Below are 17,484 nucleotides of genomic sequence, written 5' to 3' on the forward strand. Positions count from 1 at the left end.
AGTGGTTTTACGAATAAGAGATTTGATTTTGCTCATAGGGACATACCTGTCGATTCGTTATCACGGTTTTTATACTAAAGGATTCGGTTAAAGCTGGTTCAGCTTGTTTGCTCGGTATAGATGAATGATTAGGCTCAGGGTTATCGTAAAAATCATACGATATTAAGCGCTTATCCCAATCACCAATCTTAAAGCAAACATATTTATCGTTTGAGCATAGCACAATATAAACAAATATTTCATATAGACTCGTCTTTTGTATAATAAAAATTTATGACTTTTATTTAGTAGCGGTATTATTGGGGTTCGCGCTGGCGTATTATCTTATAAAGGCGGAATATCTCGCAAAAATCGTCAATAATTCACCATCTAATAGCCATTAATAGGCGCAAACTTGTTAAAATAGGGCACTAATTTTTTCTTGATGGACATCGATTTATGACCACTGCCGCTGCTATCCCTACTATCAAAGAAGATCGTATTCTTATTCTTGATTTTGGCTCGCAATATAGCCAACTGATTGCTCGCCGTGTACGCGACTCTGGCGTTTTTTGTGAGATGTTCCCTTATGATATCGATACCCAGCGCATCATGGACTTTGGCGCCAAAGGTGTCATCCTATCGGGCGGTCCTGAGAGCGTGCATGCCGAAAACAGCCCACGTATCAATGACGCCGTGTTTGAGCTTGGTGTGCCAGTCTTGGGCATTTGCTACGGTATGCAGGCGATGGCGGATCGTTTCGGCGGTAAAGTTCATGCCAGCGATATCCATGAATTTGGCGCCGCGACCATCAATGTCGATGGTCATTCAAAATTAACCGAAGGTATCGAAGACCACGTCAGTGAAGACAACGCGACCACGCTAAACGTTTGGATGAGTCATGGTGACAAAGTGATCGAAGCGCCGCAAGGCTTTGATATTATCGCCAGTACGCCAAGCTGTCCGATCGCCATTATGGCCAATGATGACAAGCAGTACTATGGTTTACAGTTCCATCCTGAAGTGACGCATACCCTACAAGGTCAGGCGTTATTGGGTCGTTTTGTCCATCAGATTTGCGACTGCGCCGGCGATTGGACGCCTGACAATATTATCGATATGCGCGTGGCACAGCTCAAAGAGCAAATCGGTGATAAACAAGTATTGCTCGGTCTGTCAGGCGGTGTCGATAGCTCAGTAGTTGCCGCGCTACTGCATAAAGCGATTGGCGATCAGCTGACCTGTGTGTTCGTTGATAATGGTCTCTTGCGTTTGCACGAAGGCGATCAGGTAATGCAAGTGTTCGCTGAAAACATGGGTGTAAAAGTCATCCGTGTCGATGCCGAAGACTTATTCTTAAACGCCTTAGCAGGCGAGTCAGATCCCGAAGCCAAACGTAAAATCATCGGTAAAACCTTTATCGATGTGTTCGCCAATAGCGCCCGTGAAATCAGCGCGCAAAGCGATGGCAAAGTCATTGAGTTTTTGGCACAAGGGACGATTTATCCTGACGTCATCGAATCAGCAAAATCGCACCAAGGCAAAGCGCACGTCATTAAGAGCCACCATAACGTCGGCGGTCTGCCAGATGACTTGGCGTTTGAGTTGGTCGAGCCATTACGCGATTTGTTTAAAGATGAAGTGCGTAAACTCGGTATCACCCTTGGCCTACCAGAGAAAATGATCTACCGTCATCCGTTCCCAGGTCCAGGTTTGGGCGTGCGTATCCTTGGCGAAGTCAAAAAGGAATACGCCGATATCTTACGTCTTGCCGATGCGATCTTTATGCAAGAGCTTGAGCGCTCAGGCTGGTACGATAAGACCGCGCAAGCATTTGCGGTATTCCAACCAATCAAATCAGTCGGCGTGGTTGGCGATGGCCGCCGCTATGCGTGGGTGATTGCGCTACGTGCCGTTGAAACTGTCGACTTTATGACCGCGCGCTTTGCCCATCTGCCGTATGATTTGATTGAGACGGTATCGAACCGCATTATGAATGAAATCGCTGACGTCTCACGTGTGACTTATGATGTGTCGAGTAAGCCACCAGCGACGATTGAGTGGGAATAATACCTACTTAGTTTTTAGCTGATATAAAAAAACACTCAACTTGGTTGGGTGTTTTTTTTATTTCACTCTTGAATATACTACTAGCTAAGAGCTGCTTCGATAGTAGCGACTTTGTTTATTAACTGATTATTAAATTCTAAATAATCCAAAGAGTAGTGGGCTTTTCGATGACAGGTAGGACACAATGCGATAACGTTTTGAGGTAAGTCTGCACCACCATCTGCCAACCTGGTTAGATGATGGACTTCCAGATAAGGTCCAGATTTAGTTTCAAATGGAGCTGTCTCATTACATCCCTCGCATATCCCATTAGCTCTTTTTTTAGCATACAGCTTAATTGCTGTACTACGGTTCTGAATAGATTGGATTTTTTCTTGAGCGCTTGCGTGGATTGGTGTTGAGCTTAAGGCAATCTCTCGTAATTGCTGTAATGACTTACTTTTATTAGGCTTAGTGATATAAACGGCCTTAGGGGCTTCAACTACTTTGGAAGTCGAGGTTTGAGCTTTATCAATATTTTGAGCATTAATAATATCTAAACGAAAAACGATAGCATTACGTAACTCACCATTTCTATCTTTTAGTTTTTCTATGCGGTTATCTATGTAATTACAAAGACCTACGAAGCGATAGCCTGATAGGAATTTTTCAAAAAGATATATTTCCTTCCTGTTTTTTTGATGATCACGAATAGCTAAATTTCCTTTAGTCATCTTCATATCACCTATTTGCCCTTCACCCGTATAGTTGAAGACACCTTCATTATCATATCCATCTCTATACCCATAATCTCCACCAGCATCGCCGGTAAAAATAAATATAAATGGGTACTCGGCAGGTGTTGCTATGCCGCCATATTGTTGGCCTTTATATATACCGTGTATATCAGAAAGACGGTTATAAATTTTTCCTGTTTCAAACACTCTGGCTTCCTTATTTTTTTATTAAGCTAATAGAGTTTACTATAGTTGATAAATGTTTTTCTACTTCTTGCCTTAAATTGTAATTTCTGGAGTTTATAAAAGCGTATTATGTAATTTTAAAAAAATAGCGGTGCTCTCCAAAGTAAAGAACACCGCTACGGCTTGCAAAGATTAGCTGTTAATAATCTAAAATTTAACCCCGCACATTCACCACATAACGCCCAACCGTCTTGCTCGCCATAAAGCGATCTAAGTACTCAGGCGTTTGCTCTAACGTAATCTCCTCAGCATAACTTTCTAGATTGGGCAGTTTCATATCGGTTGAAACTCGCTGCCAAATAGCCTTTTTATCCGCCAGTGGAATATAGACCGAATCGATACCGAGTAGCGACACCGCACGAGTTATAAACGGCAATACCGTCATCGTAAACTCAGCGCCGCCCGCCAAGCCGCAAGAGGTAACCGCACCGCCAGCTTTGGTTTGCTTGAGCAAATTGGCCAAATAGTCGCCGCCGATGGTATCAATAGCGTTTGCCCATAGCTCACGACCGACGGGCTTATCGCCGATTTCATTGATGGTATCGCGATGACGGTCTTCGCTTGCACCAAGCTCTTTTAGATAGTCGCTTTGCTCCGGCTTGCCAGAGAAGGCGATGACCTCATAGCCAAGCTGACTTAATATCGCGATACTGATACTACCGACGCCGCCGGTTGCACCCGTGACCGCGACTGGACCGTCTTCAGGTTTTGCGCCCATTTTCTCTAACTTTTGCACGCTTAAGGCTGCGGTTAAGCCGCCCGTACCATAGATCATCGCTTCTTTTAGCGTGAGCGATGACGGGCATTCGACCGCCCAATCGGCAGGGATAGATATCATCTGACTGAGACCGCCATTGGTATCCATGCCCAAATCATAGCCAAAGACCACGACTTCTTGGCCTTCAGAAAATGTGCCAGACTTGTCGCTTACCACCACGCCTGCCGCATCAATGCCAGGAGTGTGCGGGTAGTGTTTGGTGATTCTTTTATTGCCGGATGCTGACATAGCATCTTTGAAGTTTAACGATGAATAATGCACTTCGATTAATAAATCATTGTCAGGCAAGTCGCTGACACTGCGCTGCTCAATGCTTTTTTTAAATTCACCGTTGCTGGTTTCGTGAACCACTAAGGCTTTAAAGGTTTTGTTATTTGACATTGTCTGAATCCTTTCTTATTGCTTTTATAGTAAATGCTCTTTGCACAAGCAGCTTAAGGCTTAATCAATATCTTACCTTTTTTCTCTGATTGGACGTCTTCTGAAACCGCTTTTTGAATATCGTCTAAATCATAGAGGCCGCCAGTAGGTAATTTTAGGATACCGCTTGAGGCACGCTCAAGCAGCTCTTCAATTAAACGCTGCTTATCATCGGCGCTGATCTCTTGCATTAAATCGCTTGCCCAAAAACCTTTAACTTTAGTCAAATTGAAAATCAGATTGCTTGGGTTTAGCATCAGTGGTTCGCCAGACACTGACCCTAATGACGCCATTGCGCCATGCTTACCGAGTAGTGACAGCAGCTCACCGCCTGATTTGCCGCCGACCGCATCGACCGCGCCGCTTATTTTGGCGTCACCAACGATTTTTTGTACTTGCTCTTTCCAGTCGTCATCATCGGTCACGACGTTATTGTCAGTGATACCAAGCTCGATAAGCTCTTGTTCTGACTCTTTACTACGTACCAAGTTAATCGTATTGATATGACGCTCAGGCGCCAGCATCGCCATTGATTCACCGACCGCACCATTGGCGGCGTTTTGGATAAGCCATTGACCGGGCTTAATATTTAAAAATTCAATCAACAGCAACGCACTCATCGGCATGGCAATTAACTGGGCGGCCATTTCATCATCGATGGCGTCTGGAATAGGGATAAGGCTTTTTGCTGGCGCGATAAAATATTCCGCCCAAGTGCCTGATACGCCAGACACGACGACGCGCTGGCCTTGTTCAAAACCTTTGACTTCTTTACCTAACGCATCAATCGTACCAACCGCCTCAGAGCCACCAGTGGCAGGCAAATCAGGTTTATGACCGTATTCGCCTTTTATGGTCACGATGTCGTGATTGTGAATAGAGGACAGGATGGTTTTGATACGGACTTCGTTATTTTTGGGTTCTGGGGTAGGGCTGTCGATGATGCTAATTACTTCTGAAGGTTTGCCAAATTCGTTATAAGTTGCGCTACGCATGATGATTCCCTTTATTATTTTAATTCAATGTTTTAATTTTTAAGCAATGTTAGTAGATAATTGCCCATCAACCTTAACAAGCGGGTCTTGCGAGCTGCAACCTGACTTTGGTAAAGGAACGTTGTTGCTATTTATCAGGATATTGCGCGGTAGGCTATAAGAGATAGGTTAGAAGAAGTCACCATAAAAAATGGCAGCGCTCTTAATAAAGAACGCTGCCATTGTCAATAAAACGAAGGTTAGCTAAATAATAAATTAATAATAATTCAAGGCTTTAGCAATACCTTGCCTTTTTTGCCTGACTGCAACTTACCATCGACCGCTTTTACGATATCGGCCAAATCAAATACCGCTTCTACAGGCAGTTTTAATTGTCCGTCTACCGCTCTATCGATCAGCTCATTCACTAGGCGCTGCTTATTCTCCACGCTCATTTCTTGACTGAGCTTACTGCCCCAAAAGCCTTTCATCACCGCTTGCTTGAAAATCATATGGGTCGGATTGATGACCATAGGTTTGCCCGACATCGCCCCAAAGGCGGCGAAGGTGCCACCATGACCGAGTAACGATAACAAATCGCCGCTATTTTCACCGCCGACCGAATCGACCGCCGCACTGATTTTATCATTACCGATGATCGCTTTGACTTGCTCTTTCCAGTCGTCATCTGAGGTGTTGATATTGTTTTTGATACCGAGAGTATCTAACTCTTTTATGGCATCGTCACTTCTTACCAGATTAATGGTTTTGACGCCGCGCGCCGCCGCTAGCATGGCAAGCGATTTACCAACGGCACCGTTGGCGGCGTTATGAATAACCCATTGACCCCTTTCTACTTCTAAGAACTCTAGTAGCATCAACGCACTCAGCGGCATGGCAATTAACTGCGCGGCCAGTTCATCTTTTAAACTATCAGGGATAGGAAATACCATATCCGCTGAGGCGACGAAATACTCTGCCCACGTTGCTTGTACACTGGCAGCTGCCACGCGTTGCCCGACTTTTAAGTCTTTAACCTTACTACCAACGGCATCGATAACGCCTAAGGCTTCGCTACCACCGATAGCAGGCATTTCAGGTTTAAAGCCATACTGACCACGAATGGTAAGCAGATCATGGTTATGAATGGAAGCGAGAATGGTTTTGACGCGCACCTCATTGGCTTTTGGCTCAGGAATTGGGCTATCGCCGAGGCTCAATACTTCAGTTGGTTTGCCAAAATGGTCATAGGTTGCACTACGCATAATAAATCCTTTTTTTAATTGTTACGTTTTTTCAAATGTTTTTGACGAGCGAATAAATTTGTAGCCATCAACAGTAGCAAACCCAGCTTGCTTGTCGCAATATTACTTTGGTAAAGCAAAGTTGTCAGCGATAACTTAGCAACTTCTAGTTGGCACTACGAGCAGTTTTTTCTGTATCTAGCTGCTTTGGACTAATCACTTTAAAGTTATCGTCGACCAAATTAGTCAGTAGCGGCTCACCGTTATCATTGACCCGAAACAGCCCATATTCTGCCGCCTCAAAAACCTCGCCATGACCTTCTTGGAAGAAAAAAGCATTGGTCGCAAGCTGCATTACGCCGTTACGGATACGGTAGTGAATCGCCATCTCATTAGAGGCTAGATTTTTAGGCTGATTAGCCGCTAAGCGCTTAAACTGTCCGACGTTATGTTGGTCTAAAGCGACAATGACATAGCCTTGTTCGTTAATAGGATAGCTACCGGGGTCTCTATTTAAGGCAGCAAATACGTCACGCTCTAGCGCATAGCTAAGCGTCATATAGTCGCCCTGCATAAAGCCGCGTGGATCAACGGGTGCAAGCGCTAATAAAACCGTATCGCCAGTCGTAAGATGGTTTTCATACTTTACGATATTCCTCGTCATCACCACCAATACCAGCGCCAATCCCAGGAGGGCAATAATAATCGTGACTGCCGGTTTTTGTAGCCAATGGGTCTTTGATGTGTCTTTAAGCAAGCGCTTGGTCAAAATTTTATCATTCATGACAGCCGCTCCTGATGATCGTTAGCGCTTGGTTTTATCTTCGCAAAATAGCCTTTGATAAGCAGCCAGCGCAGCAGCAATAGCGCGATTCCAATAACAAATAGGGAGGCGGATTTGACCAATAAAGACGTATCGAGCTGATAGTAATACCAAAAAATATAACCGACTAAGGCGATAACGCCCAACCCTAACAGCACGCGTTGGCTATTAGCAGTAGCAATGATAATAATCAAACTGGTGGCCAATAAGCCTGAGACATAAATAGACATTATCCCAAGTAGTACAATCGCAGCGCTAATGAGTAGTCCTGCTGCTGATAATAATTTGATGTGATAGCGCTTTAGAATGAGATAAGCGGCATAAAGGCTGGCAAGCGTTAATAGTCCTTGGGCTAAGTAGTAGTTATAGCTAAAGGCTTCTCCATCACTATCAAAGCTATTGCCATATTCCGCAGCGATAAAATAGACGGAAATGCTGAGCAAGACATAGGCGCTCGCATAGCCAATAGCACTCATAATTTCTAACGCATTCATTCTCCATTTAGTTGGGATAAATACAGCGAGTGTATAACGCTGTAAATGAGTCACGCTAGTGATTAATGCCAATAATCCTAAGCTGATTTCGGATAAATGATAGTAATTTAACAGGTAAAGTAGGCAGACTAAAGCCAAGGTTGCGCTCAATAAACGATAGACAAAATTGGGAATGACAACCGTCATCAACAGTTGTACAAGGAGCAATAGTATTATATTGAGCGGCTCTGTAATCTCACTCGCCAGTAAAGCATAGGCGATATAACCTTGACCTGCTAGCGTAACTGCAAAGGCTAAACTGTTCCAAAAAGCGCTATGGCGCAAGCGGGCGTTATAAAATAAGAATCCGCCACTAACGCCTAATATCGCGCCAATGATAAATAGCGCTAGCGTACTATCCAGCAAGCCGGTGTTGTCTAAAATTAAGGTCAAAAACCCGATAAAAAATAGACTGGCAAATACGCCACTAAAACCAAAAAGCAAACTGATAAACCACGGGCTATGCGTGTGCGCTGCAGCTGCATTATTTAAAAGCTTATCATTGGCGTTTTGTGCGTCGATAAGCCCCTGCTGCTGCAATAGCAAAATCTCGGGCTGTTGCTGACTATGGTTGATATTATTCAGCTCATTATTCATCACTGTCTCCCTTAATAATAAAAGAGGTAGTGTCATCATTGTTGATATAAGCAACTTTGCGCAGCCATACAACTGCCGCCGAGCTCATGCCGATAAGGAGCAAGGCTAATACTAAAAATCCACCCGCGTCAAAATCATCTAATAGCCATTTACTGACCCAAAACATCACCACAGTAATGATAGAAAATGACAGATAAGTCAGCATTAGCAAATCTATACGGCGCTGATGAAATTGCCAAACCATAAAGCCGCCCCAACCTAACCATACTATGGTAGCGATAAGCGTTGCCCAGATATCGCCATTATCAAAGACCGTGACAATCGCCAAATAAGTGATAAAAAACGTGCCTAATAAACCGACGACATAAGTACTCCAGTGCAAGCTGGATTTGGTTTGAGCGCTGTTTATTTGAGCAGTGGGTTTTTTAACGTTAATGCGATGAAACAGATAGGGAATAGAAGAGGAAGTTTTATTATCGAAACCAATCAACCAACTATAAAAGGCAATAAAATTAAATAGCGCAAGAACGGCTACTTGAGAGATATTTTGCAGGTGATGGCTGATAAATTGTAGATTTGCGACATCCAGATACAGTAGCAAAAATGCATTGATTAGCCCTAACCACAGCAGCCAGAGTGCAGGGAAACGGGCGATAACTACCCAAGGGGTAATCAGTATTGCCCAAGCAAAGAAAAGCTGCCACGTATCAGCGCCTGTTTGATAGATCTGCCCAAATAGCGCCAATAAGCTACCGGTAATAATACTAGCGATAAGTAATAACAACTGCCGAATCAGTTGAAATTGTCGCCTAAAGGACAGTGACACATAAAGCGCAATGGTGATTGCCAGCGCTCCTTCAACTAAAGCGAATTTGCCTATTTTGCCCAAGTTTTGCCAGTTATAAGCGATAAAAAATACTAGGGATAAAACCAGTGCTACCGCGCCAATAATCAGCAGCGCCTTATCAAAAAAGTTCAGCCACGTGCGTTTACTCGGATAGACTTCTAGATGCGTTGCTGCTGCCTCGGCATTTTTAAGAGGGAGAATATCTTGCTGCAGTAACTGCTCGATAGTACGCCGTGCGTGGCTCATAGTCGCCTCTGATTAAAAAACAGTTTTAGGCTATCTTAGCTGTTTTTCACAAGGTAGCGTTATCTTTATTAAAAGTACGATTAAGTGGGCTGAATAAAGAAGTCCATCAGTTTTAGTAGATGTAAATAAAATCAGGATACAATTATTAACATCAAAATAGCTATTTGATGCGTGGTAAGTTTTCTAAGATAAAAAACATCAAATCTAGGCAAAAAATTGCAAATTTGCAGGTTTTTTAATCTTTTTTACTTATTTTTATCATTAGTGCTATGGTGATTTCCTGTTCATCACTATGGATATAAGTTCAAATACTGTTGACATTGATAACTTTTTTTATTATTACTGTTAACAATAGTTTTCTATACTGTATGAGTTGTATGTTCAGTCTTTACTGATTTAGAACATCAAAGATATAGCCAATAGATACTAAATTTAAATGGACTTAATAAAAGACGAGGCCGACGGCCTGTCTTCTTCCCGCTAGGATGCCATATGACCCTCAACCCTACTTCCCTTCGTACTACCGTATTTTTACCCACTTCTCTTGCTCTCGCTATGTTTATGACAGGCTGTAGTGACAATACGGCAACTGATAATAATGCCAGCTCGTCAGCCAATATTGATCCAAGCGTATTAGCGGACACTCAAGAGATGGTCATTAATAATGGCACAGAGCCTGAGTCGCTTGATCCCCATAAAGTATCTGGAGTTCCTGAATCTAATATTGGTCGCCAATTGTTTGAAGGTTTGACCAACACAGATGCCGATGGCAAAACGATACCAGGAATGGCCACCGAATGGGAAAGTACCGATAATAAAGTTTGGACCTTTAAATTACGTGATGCCAAATGGTCAAATGGTGATCCGGTTACGGCACAAGATTTTGTCTATAGCATGCGCCGTTTGGTCGATCCCAATACCGCGTCACCTTATTCAAGCTATTTAGTCGATGCCAAAGTGGTCGGTGCTGACAAAATCGTTGAAGGCGCAGCTGGTATTGAAACACTTGGTGTCAAGGCGATTGATGATAAAACCTTGCAAGTGACGTTATCAGAGCCTGTGCCTTATTTTCCAGACATGCTGATTCATAACTCGGTCAAGCCTGTCCATCAAAAAACGATCGAAGCTTTCGGTGATAAATGGACAGACCCTACCAATATTGTGGTCAATGGCCCTTATAAAGTCAGTAAATGGCAGATTAATGATGAGCTGGTTTTGACGCGTAATCCTTCTTATTATGACGATGCCAATACAAAGCTCGATACCATTACGATGCTACCCATTCCTTCTAGCACTACCGATGTAGCGCGCTATCAGGCTGGCGAAGTGGATGTCACCTATAATGAGATTCCAACCGAGCAATTTGCTTCCTTGAAGAAACAAAACGGCGATGAGCTTAGAATCTCACCTTACCTTTGTACTTATTATTATGAGTTTAATACCGTCAAACCTCCTTTTGATAATCCAAAAGTACGCCGCGCTTTAGCTTTAGCTTTAGATCGCGATACCATCGCGGACAAAGTGATCGGTCAAGGCCAAACGGCAGCTTATCAGCTCACCCCTAAGTCGACCAATGGTAAGGTGGTAAATACCCCAGAGTGGTCAACTTGGGACAAAGAGAAGCGTATTAAAGAGGCCAAAAAATTGTTGAACGAAGCGGGCTATAACGAGAATAATCCGCTTGCCTTTGAGCTCCTTTACAACACCAATGACAACCATAAAAAGGTCGCGGTAGCAGCCACCTCACTATGGAAGCAAGCCCTAGGGTTTGTCGATGTGACTTTGACCAACAAAGAGTGGAAAACTTATCTTGATACCCGCCGAAATGGTAATTATCAAATCGCTCGAGCAGGTTGGTGTGCGGATTATAACGAGCCTTCAGCCTTTTTGAATATCGCTAAATCTGACAATAGTGGTAACTATGGTAAGTATGCTAGTGCCAATTTTGACAGTCTGATGGCGCAAACATTAAAAACGGGCGTGTCACCGGAGCAGCGTGCAAGCTTGTATCAAAAAGCGGAAGCGCAGCTCGATCAGGATATGGGGCTACTCAACATCTATCATTATGTTAGCCCTCGCTTAGTTAAGCCTTATGTGATTGGCTTCTCAGATAAAGATCCTTTAGATAATTGGCAAGGTAAAGATATCTCTATTGCTAAGCACTGATAAGTAAATAGCTAAAACCCTAGTGGGCGCTATAAAGCAGACGGATTCTGACTTATAGCGCTTACTTATTTGAGTTAAAAACGTAGCAAGGCTACGTTGAAAACAAGCACTTGAAAATAGGCATCCTTATAAAAGGAACCTTAAAAGAGGCCTTATGCTAAAGCTCATCTTTCGGCGTATTTTGGAAGCCATTCCAACTATGTTTGTTTTAATAACCGTGTCTTTTTTTATGATGCGATTAGCGCCAGGTAGTCCTTTTACTTCTGAGCGCAGTTTATCTCCCGCCGTATTGGCCAATATCGAAGCTAAGTACAATCTTAATGATCCCATGTGGTTACAGTATGCCCATTATTTAAAACAATTGGCGATGGGTGATTTTGGGCCATCGTTTAAGTATAAAGACTATACCGTCAACGAGTTGCTATCACAGTCGTTCCCCGTTTCGATGGAACTTGGTTTGTATGCTTTCATACTAGCATTGGTACTAGGCCTAATCCTTGGCGTTATCGCAGCGCTCAAGCAAAACTCGTGGCTGGATTATATATTGATGGCTTTTGCGATGACAGGGGTTGTGATACCGAGTTTTGTCAAAGCACCGTTATTGGTCCTTATTTTTGCGATTCTTTTGCAGTGGCTGCCTGCTGGCGGCTGGAATGACGGCGCTCTACGCAACCTCATATTACCAGTCACCGCCCTAGCATTAGCCTACGTTGCGAGTATCGCCCGTATTATGCGCGGCTCGATGATCGAGGTTATGAATAGCCAGTATATCCGCACGGCCAAGTCTAAAGGTTTACCCATGCGCCAAATCGTTATGAAACATGCGCTTAGACCAGCATTGTTACCAGTGATATCGTATTTGGGTCCCGCTTTTGTGGGTATTATTACCGGCTCTATTGTAATAGAAACTATCTTTGGTTTACCTGGTATCGGACAGCTATTTGTGAATGGCGCACTTAATCGTGATTATGGTGTGGTGCTGAGTTTGACCATTTTGGTCGGTGTATTAACCATCGCCTTTAATGCGATTGTCGATATTTTATACGCGATAATTGATCCAAAAATTCAGTATTAAGGGCTAGCTAACAGACATGGTTGCGCTTACTTATTACTTAAAAATGACTATCAGATTATCCATGAGATTAATAAAGGGACGACTATGAGCCTTCTCGTAGACCAGCCAACCGAGGCTATGACTCTGCCTATTAAAGAGATTAAAGGCCGTAGCCTATGGCAAGATGCTTGGCGCCGTTTTTATCAAAACAAAGCGGCTGTGACGAGCTTTTTTATCTTATTACTCGTCGGTATTTTTGTCATATTTATGCCAATGATTGCGCCTTTTGGCTACGCAGAGACCGATTGGAACTTTATGCAAGCTGCGCCTTCGATTGAAAATAAGCACTATTTCGGTACCGACTCGCTTGGTCGCGACTTACTCGTGCGCACTGCAGTCGGTGGCCGTATCTCTTTATTGGTTGGTATCGCTGGCGCCACGGTGGCAGTATTGGTCGGAACAGTGTATGGCGCAACGTCAGGCTATCTTGGCGGTAAAGTTGATATGATCATGATGCGTTTTTTGGAGATTCTAAGCGCCTTTCCATTTATGTTCTTTGTAATTTTGCTCGTGACTATATTTGGCCGTAACCTTATTTTAATCTTTGTCGCTATTGGACTGGTGTCTTGGCTTGATGTGGCTCGTATCGTCCGTGGTCAGACACTGAGCCTAAAGAGCAAGGAGTTCATTGAGGCAGCGCATGTAGGCGGGGTTTCAGGGTTTAATATTATCCTGCGTCATATCGTTCCTAATGTGCTTGGGGTGGTGGTGGTTTATGCTTCTTTACTCGTGCCGACGATGATTTTGTTTGAGTCGTTTTTGAGCTTTTTGGGGCTTGGGGTACAAGAGCCGATGACCAGTTGGGGGGCATTACTGCAAGAAGGTTCTCAGACGTTGCAAGTCGCCCCTTGGCAGATTTTGATTCCTTCCGCTTTTTTGGTTATTACTTTATTCTGCTTCAACTTTATCGGCGATGGTTTACGTGATGCGTTTGACCCCAAAGACCGCTAGTCAAATATCGCTAAGAGAGCAAGACTATGACAACTCAACACATGAATGGTTCACCTAAGCAAACAGACTCTACTGTCCGTAAAGTAGGCGTTGATTCAGCGCTTAATAATCAGAGTCAGCAAGAGAATAGCCTATTATCGGTACAAGATTTATCGGTACAATTTACTACTGAAGATGGCCTAGTGACCGCCGTTAATGGTTTAAATTTTAACCTGCATGAGGGTGAAACTTTGGGCATCGTCGGTGAGTCAGGTTCTGGTAAGTCGCAGACGGCGTTCGCTATTATGGGATTGCTGGCAAAAAACGGCCGTACCACTGGTTCTGTAAAATTTGAAGGCAATGAGCTGCTAGGTTTATCGCAAAAGGCATTGAATAAAATACGTGCTGAGCAAATCGCTATGATCTTCCAAGATCCGATGACCTCGCTCAACCCTTATATGAAAATAGGGGATCAGCTCGCCGAAGTCTTGACACTACATAAAGGGCTGAGTAAAAGGGATGCTTGGGCAGAATCGGTGCGAATGCTAGATGCGGTCAAAATCCCTGAGGCCAAAAATCGTATTGGCATGTATCCGCATGAGTTTTCAGGCGGTATGCGTCAGCGGGTTATGATTGCGATGGCGCTGCTTTGTCGCCCAAAGCTACTCATCGCTGATGAGCCTACGACTGCGCTTGATGTGACTGTTCAAGCACAAATTATGGTGCTATTAAATGAGCTAAAGCGCGACTTTGGTACCACCATTATCATGATTACGCATGATTTGGGAGTAGTGGCTGGCATCTGCGATCGGATGTTGGTGATGTATGCTGGTCGTACGATGGCGTATGGCGAAACAGAAGAGATTTTCTACGCGCCTTCTCACCCCTATACGATCGGATTGTTAAAAGCCATTCCGCGTCTTGACGATGATAAAGGTAAGCTTGCGACCATTCCTGGCAGCCCGCCAAACTTGCTTCATCTGCCAACCGGCTGTCCTTTTCATGAGCGCTGTTCACACGCCATGGATATCTGCCGTACAGTAGCGCCGCCACTTGAATTTTTACCTAACGAGCGTCAACGGGCTTGCCATTGGCATCCTGAAACACAAGTGTCTGATTCAGAAGTAGCGGCAAAGGGTATGACAACAGATACGGACGCTAATCATCTATCAAAACTGGAGGGCTAGGGCATGACAGTAGCAAACACAGGTATGTCTCAAAACCAAACTCGGTCTCCACTATTGCAAGTGCAAGATGTCCATACTACGTTTAATATTAAGCAAAAAGGCACCTACTTTTGGCAAAAGCCTGACACGCTAAAGGCAGTAAACGGTGTGTCGTTTGAGCTGTTTCCGGGTGAGACTTTAGGAGTAGTAGGAGAGTCTGGCTGCGGTAAGTCAACGTTGGCTAGAACGATTATCGGCTTAGTGCGTGCTAATTCTGGCAGTATTAAGTTCGGTGACGAAGAGATAGTTGGCGCTTCCAAAAAGACCATGAGACTAAAGCGTAAAGACATTCAAATGATTTTTCAAGATCCGCTAGCCTCGCTCAATCCACGCATGACCGTAGGCGATATCATCGCTGAGCCGCTACGGACTTATTATCCAGAAATGAAAAAGTCCGACGTTCAGGATGCAGTACGTCCCATTATGAAAAAGGTTCGGCTACTGCCGAATCAGATTAACCGCTATCCACACGAGTTTTCTGGTGGTCAGTGTCAACGAATTGGTATCGCTCGTGCGCTTATATTAAAACCTAAAATCATCATTTGTGATGAGCCAGTCTCTGCTCTTGATGTCTCCATTCAAGCGCAGGTTATTAACTTATTACAAGACCTACAGCAAGAGATGGGCCTATCGCTTATCTTTATCGCTCATGATTTATCCGTTATTAAACACATCGCTCATCGGGTACTGGTCATGTATCTGGGACACGCGGTCGAATTGGGAGTAGGTGAAGCTGTTTATAGCAATCCGACGCACCCTTATACCCAAGCATTGATGTCTGCTGTGCCATTACCTGACCCTATTGCTGAGCGTAATAAAACCATTCAGTTATTAGAAGGTGACCTACCAAGTCCGATAAACCCACCATCGGGCTGCGTATTCCGAACCCGCTGTCCAATAGCAGGAAGCGAATGCGCTCAAATAGAACCTGTATTAGAAGGGGTTTTAGATCATAGAGTCGCTTGCTTAAAAAATAAGGTTGAGATTATTTAATAAAACTCAATCCTACTCAGCAGGTGCTCTTGGATTAAATAGGCGCAAATATAGGCGCTCGGCCAAGCGACCATAAAGGCATATTTCCACGAGTTAAACAACGTGATAAAAAAGCCTTCGACAAATCCTACATTGATCAGTAGCAGGGCCGTCGAGATAATCGTCGACATCATCAGCGCCATTAAAAAGGTGAAAATCAGCCGATAGTATTTGCGCCGCGTGCGTATTCTGACGGTCGGGAAGTTTGCCATAATGTTCTGTTGTCCTGCTTGATGAGAGCCACGTTTCACTGCTGCTGTAAACGTGATATTTTGCGATGAGAGAGGATGATATAAAGCATTGCTCATGCTTAGCGGCGACTATGATAACGCGTGATGACGGCGAGGTAAAATGGTTATTATCAATCATCAAGTTCGCCTTATTATATTGTTATCATTCAGTTTTAATAATTTGTCGCCATTCATGCTGATAAAGTAAACTTAGCACTGTCCAAAACAACTCTATGAGGATAAAAATGTCTGCCAATCCAAGTAATTTAGCCCAGAACGTAGAAAAACATTTATCCAAAAACTCATGTAAACAAAGGACGCTTGGCATCATCGGCGGCATGAGTTGGGAGAGTACCGAAAGCTATTATCGACTGATAAATGAGGGTAACAAAGCTAGACTTGGCAATTTGCATTCAGCAGATTTACTGATTCATAGCGTGGACTTTGCACCGATTGAGGCGCTGCAAGCACAAGGCGCATGGGATGAAATGGGTAAAGTATTGGCCAATAGCGGCAAACGTCTGCAAGCGGCTGGCGCGCAAGGTCTGCTTATCGCGACTAATACCATGCATAAAGTCATCGATGATGTCCAAGCCGCTACCAACTTACCGACTATTCATATTGCTGATGTCACCGCTGCGGCGATTAAGGAGCAAGGGCTAACCAAAGTTGCGCTAATTGGTACACAGTTCACCATGACAGAGGATTTTTATAAGCAGCGTTTGATAGATGCAGGCTTGCAAGTGTTGTTACCAGAGACAGGCGCACGGGCAGAGGTACATCGCATTATTTATGAGGAGCTGTGTCAAGGTCAGCTACTTGATAGCTCGCGCCAGTATTATCAGCAAGTGATTGAAGATTTAGCGGATAAAGGCGCAGAAGGCGTCATTTTGGGCTGTACCGAAATTGGACTGCTGATTCAGCAGACAGATAGCCCAATCCCTATATTTGATACCACTGCAATTCATGCAGCAGCAGCGGTGGATTTTTTATTAAATTATTAAACCTAAACCAATTGAGCTGCAATCAATCAATTCAACTTACTATCTATAAACCCTTATAAACCCTTATAAACCGCGCGAGGAACGTTTATGTTTTCTTCTCATACGGTGTTTTTGCAGGCGTTTTTGTAGTCGACGACGCAGCCTTGTAATACGGCGTAAAGGCGATAGTCTCCACACTGTGGTCGGTAAAATATCGCGAAACGAGGCACTGGTGCCGGTTTGGGCGCGAAACTCCTCCGACCTTTGCGCTGCTTCTTCGGCTGGCATATTTTTACCTTTGCGCCAGCCGCCGTATAGATATAATCCCGC

15 protein-coding genes and 1 pseudogene are annotated in these 17,484 nt (G+C 43.9%); 7 read left to right on the forward strand and 9 right to left on the reverse strand.

The features are described from left to right. Window positions 1-438 precede the first annotated feature (438 nt). Complete coding sequence (gene guaA / locus V7D75_RS08100; RefSeq protein ID WP_333614155.1) at window positions 439-2,049, forward strand: glutamine-hydrolyzing GMP synthase; 1,611 nt, start codon at window positions 439-441, stop codon at window positions 2,047-2,049. A gap of 80 nt (window positions 2,050-2,129) precedes the next feature. Here the strand turns inward: guaA and V7D75_RS08105 are convergent, their stop codons facing one another. The 7 genes from V7D75_RS08105 to V7D75_RS08135 all read right to left on the reverse strand — a co-directional run bounded on the left by V7D75_RS08105 (window position 2,130) and on the right by V7D75_RS08135 (window position 9,473). Beyond that, complete coding sequence (locus V7D75_RS08105; RefSeq protein ID WP_333614156.1) at window positions 2,130-2,972, reverse strand: HNH endonuclease; 843 nt, start codon at window positions 2,970-2,972, stop codon at window positions 2,130-2,132. Window positions 2,973-3,165: 193 nt separating this feature from the next. Continuing rightward, entirely contained in the window at window positions 3,166-4,170 is a 1,005-nt protein-coding gene (locus V7D75_RS08110; RefSeq protein WP_333614157.1) for a YhdH/YhfP family quinone oxidoreductase, read from the reverse strand. A 53-nt stretch (window positions 4,171-4,223) separates the two neighbouring features. After that, on the reverse strand, window positions 4,224-5,204 hold the full coding sequence (locus V7D75_RS08115; protein WP_333614158.1) for a zinc-binding dehydrogenase: 981 nt from the start codon (window positions 5,202-5,204) through the stop codon (window positions 4,224-4,226). A 266-nt stretch (window positions 5,205-5,470) separates the two neighbouring features. Next, complete coding sequence (locus V7D75_RS08120) at window positions 5,471-6,448, reverse strand: zinc-binding dehydrogenase (protein WP_333614159.1); 978 nt, start codon at window positions 6,446-6,448, stop codon at window positions 5,471-5,473. 145 nt (window positions 6,449-6,593) lie between these two features. Then, window positions 6,594-7,211, reverse strand: a complete 618-nt coding sequence (locus tag V7D75_RS08125; RefSeq protein WP_333614160.1) for a GDYXXLXY domain-containing protein — start codon at window positions 7,209-7,211, stop codon at window positions 6,594-6,596. After that, a complete protein-coding gene (locus V7D75_RS08130) occupies window positions 7,208-8,380 on the reverse strand; it encodes a DUF4401 domain-containing protein (RefSeq protein ID WP_333614161.1) in 1,173 nt (390 codons plus the stop codon). The genes V7D75_RS08125 and V7D75_RS08130 overlap by 4 nt, the downstream gene beginning before the upstream one ends. Further along, complete coding sequence (locus V7D75_RS08135) at window positions 8,373-9,473, reverse strand: DUF2157 domain-containing protein (protein ID WP_333614162.1); 1,101 nt, start codon at window positions 9,471-9,473, stop codon at window positions 8,373-8,375. The genes V7D75_RS08130 and V7D75_RS08135 overlap by 8 nt, the downstream gene beginning before the upstream one ends. A gap of 492 nt (window positions 9,474-9,965) precedes the next feature. Here V7D75_RS08135 and V7D75_RS08140 point away from each other — a divergent pair, with 492 nt between their 5' ends. From V7D75_RS08140 to oppF, 5 genes are all read left to right on the forward strand, one after another. Beyond that, entirely contained in the window at window positions 9,966-11,639 is a 1,674-nt protein-coding gene (locus V7D75_RS08140) for an ABC transporter substrate-binding protein (RefSeq protein ID WP_238059986.1), read from the forward strand. Window positions 11,640-11,793: 154 nt separating this feature from the next. Beyond that, the gene (gene oppB / locus V7D75_RS08145) at window positions 11,794-12,714 is read left to right on the forward strand and encodes an oligopeptide ABC transporter permease OppB (protein ID WP_333614163.1); all 921 of its coding nucleotides are present in this window, start codon (window positions 11,794-11,796) and stop codon (window positions 12,712-12,714) included. An 84-nt stretch (window positions 12,715-12,798) separates the two neighbouring features. Then, window positions 12,799-13,704, forward strand: coding sequence for an oligopeptide ABC transporter permease OppC (gene oppC, locus V7D75_RS08150; protein WP_201542446.1), 906 nt, complete (start codon window positions 12,799-12,801; stop codon window positions 13,702-13,704). Between the two features lie 26 nt (window positions 13,705-13,730). Next, window positions 13,731-14,870, forward strand: coding sequence for an oligopeptide ABC transporter ATP-binding protein OppD (oppD, locus tag V7D75_RS08155; protein ID WP_333614164.1), 1,140 nt, complete (start codon window positions 13,731-13,733; stop codon window positions 14,868-14,870). 3 nt (window positions 14,871-14,873) lie between these two features. Beyond that, window positions 14,874-15,902 carry a murein tripeptide/oligopeptide ABC transporter ATP binding protein OppF gene (gene oppF, locus V7D75_RS08160; RefSeq protein WP_333614165.1) on the forward strand — a complete coding sequence of 343 codons (1,029 nt, stop codon included), beginning with the start codon at window positions 14,874-14,876 and terminating at the stop codon, window positions 15,900-15,902. Here the strand turns inward: oppF and V7D75_RS08165 are convergent. After that, the gene (locus tag V7D75_RS08165) at window positions 15,899-16,249 is read right to left on the reverse strand and encodes a DUF2798 domain-containing protein (RefSeq protein WP_226928786.1); all 351 of its coding nucleotides are present in this window, start codon (window positions 16,247-16,249) and stop codon (window positions 15,899-15,901) included. The genes oppF and V7D75_RS08165 overlap by 4 nt on opposite strands. Before the next feature lie 167 nt (window positions 16,250-16,416). Between V7D75_RS08165 and V7D75_RS08170 the strand changes: the two genes are divergently transcribed. Beyond that, window positions 16,417-17,175, forward strand: coding sequence for an aspartate/glutamate racemase family protein (locus V7D75_RS08170; protein WP_333614166.1), 759 nt, complete (start codon window positions 16,417-16,419; stop codon window positions 17,173-17,175). 63 nt (window positions 17,176-17,238) lie between these two features. Here the strand turns inward: V7D75_RS08170 and V7D75_RS08175 are convergent. After that, a pseudogene (locus tag V7D75_RS08175) lies at window positions 17,239-17,484 on the reverse strand (MATE family efflux transporter); the annotation flags it as partial.

It is taken from the genome of Psychrobacter sp., from assembly GCF_036731945.1.
Lineage (GTDB): Bacteria > Pseudomonadota > Gammaproteobacteria > Pseudomonadales > Moraxellaceae > Psychrobacter.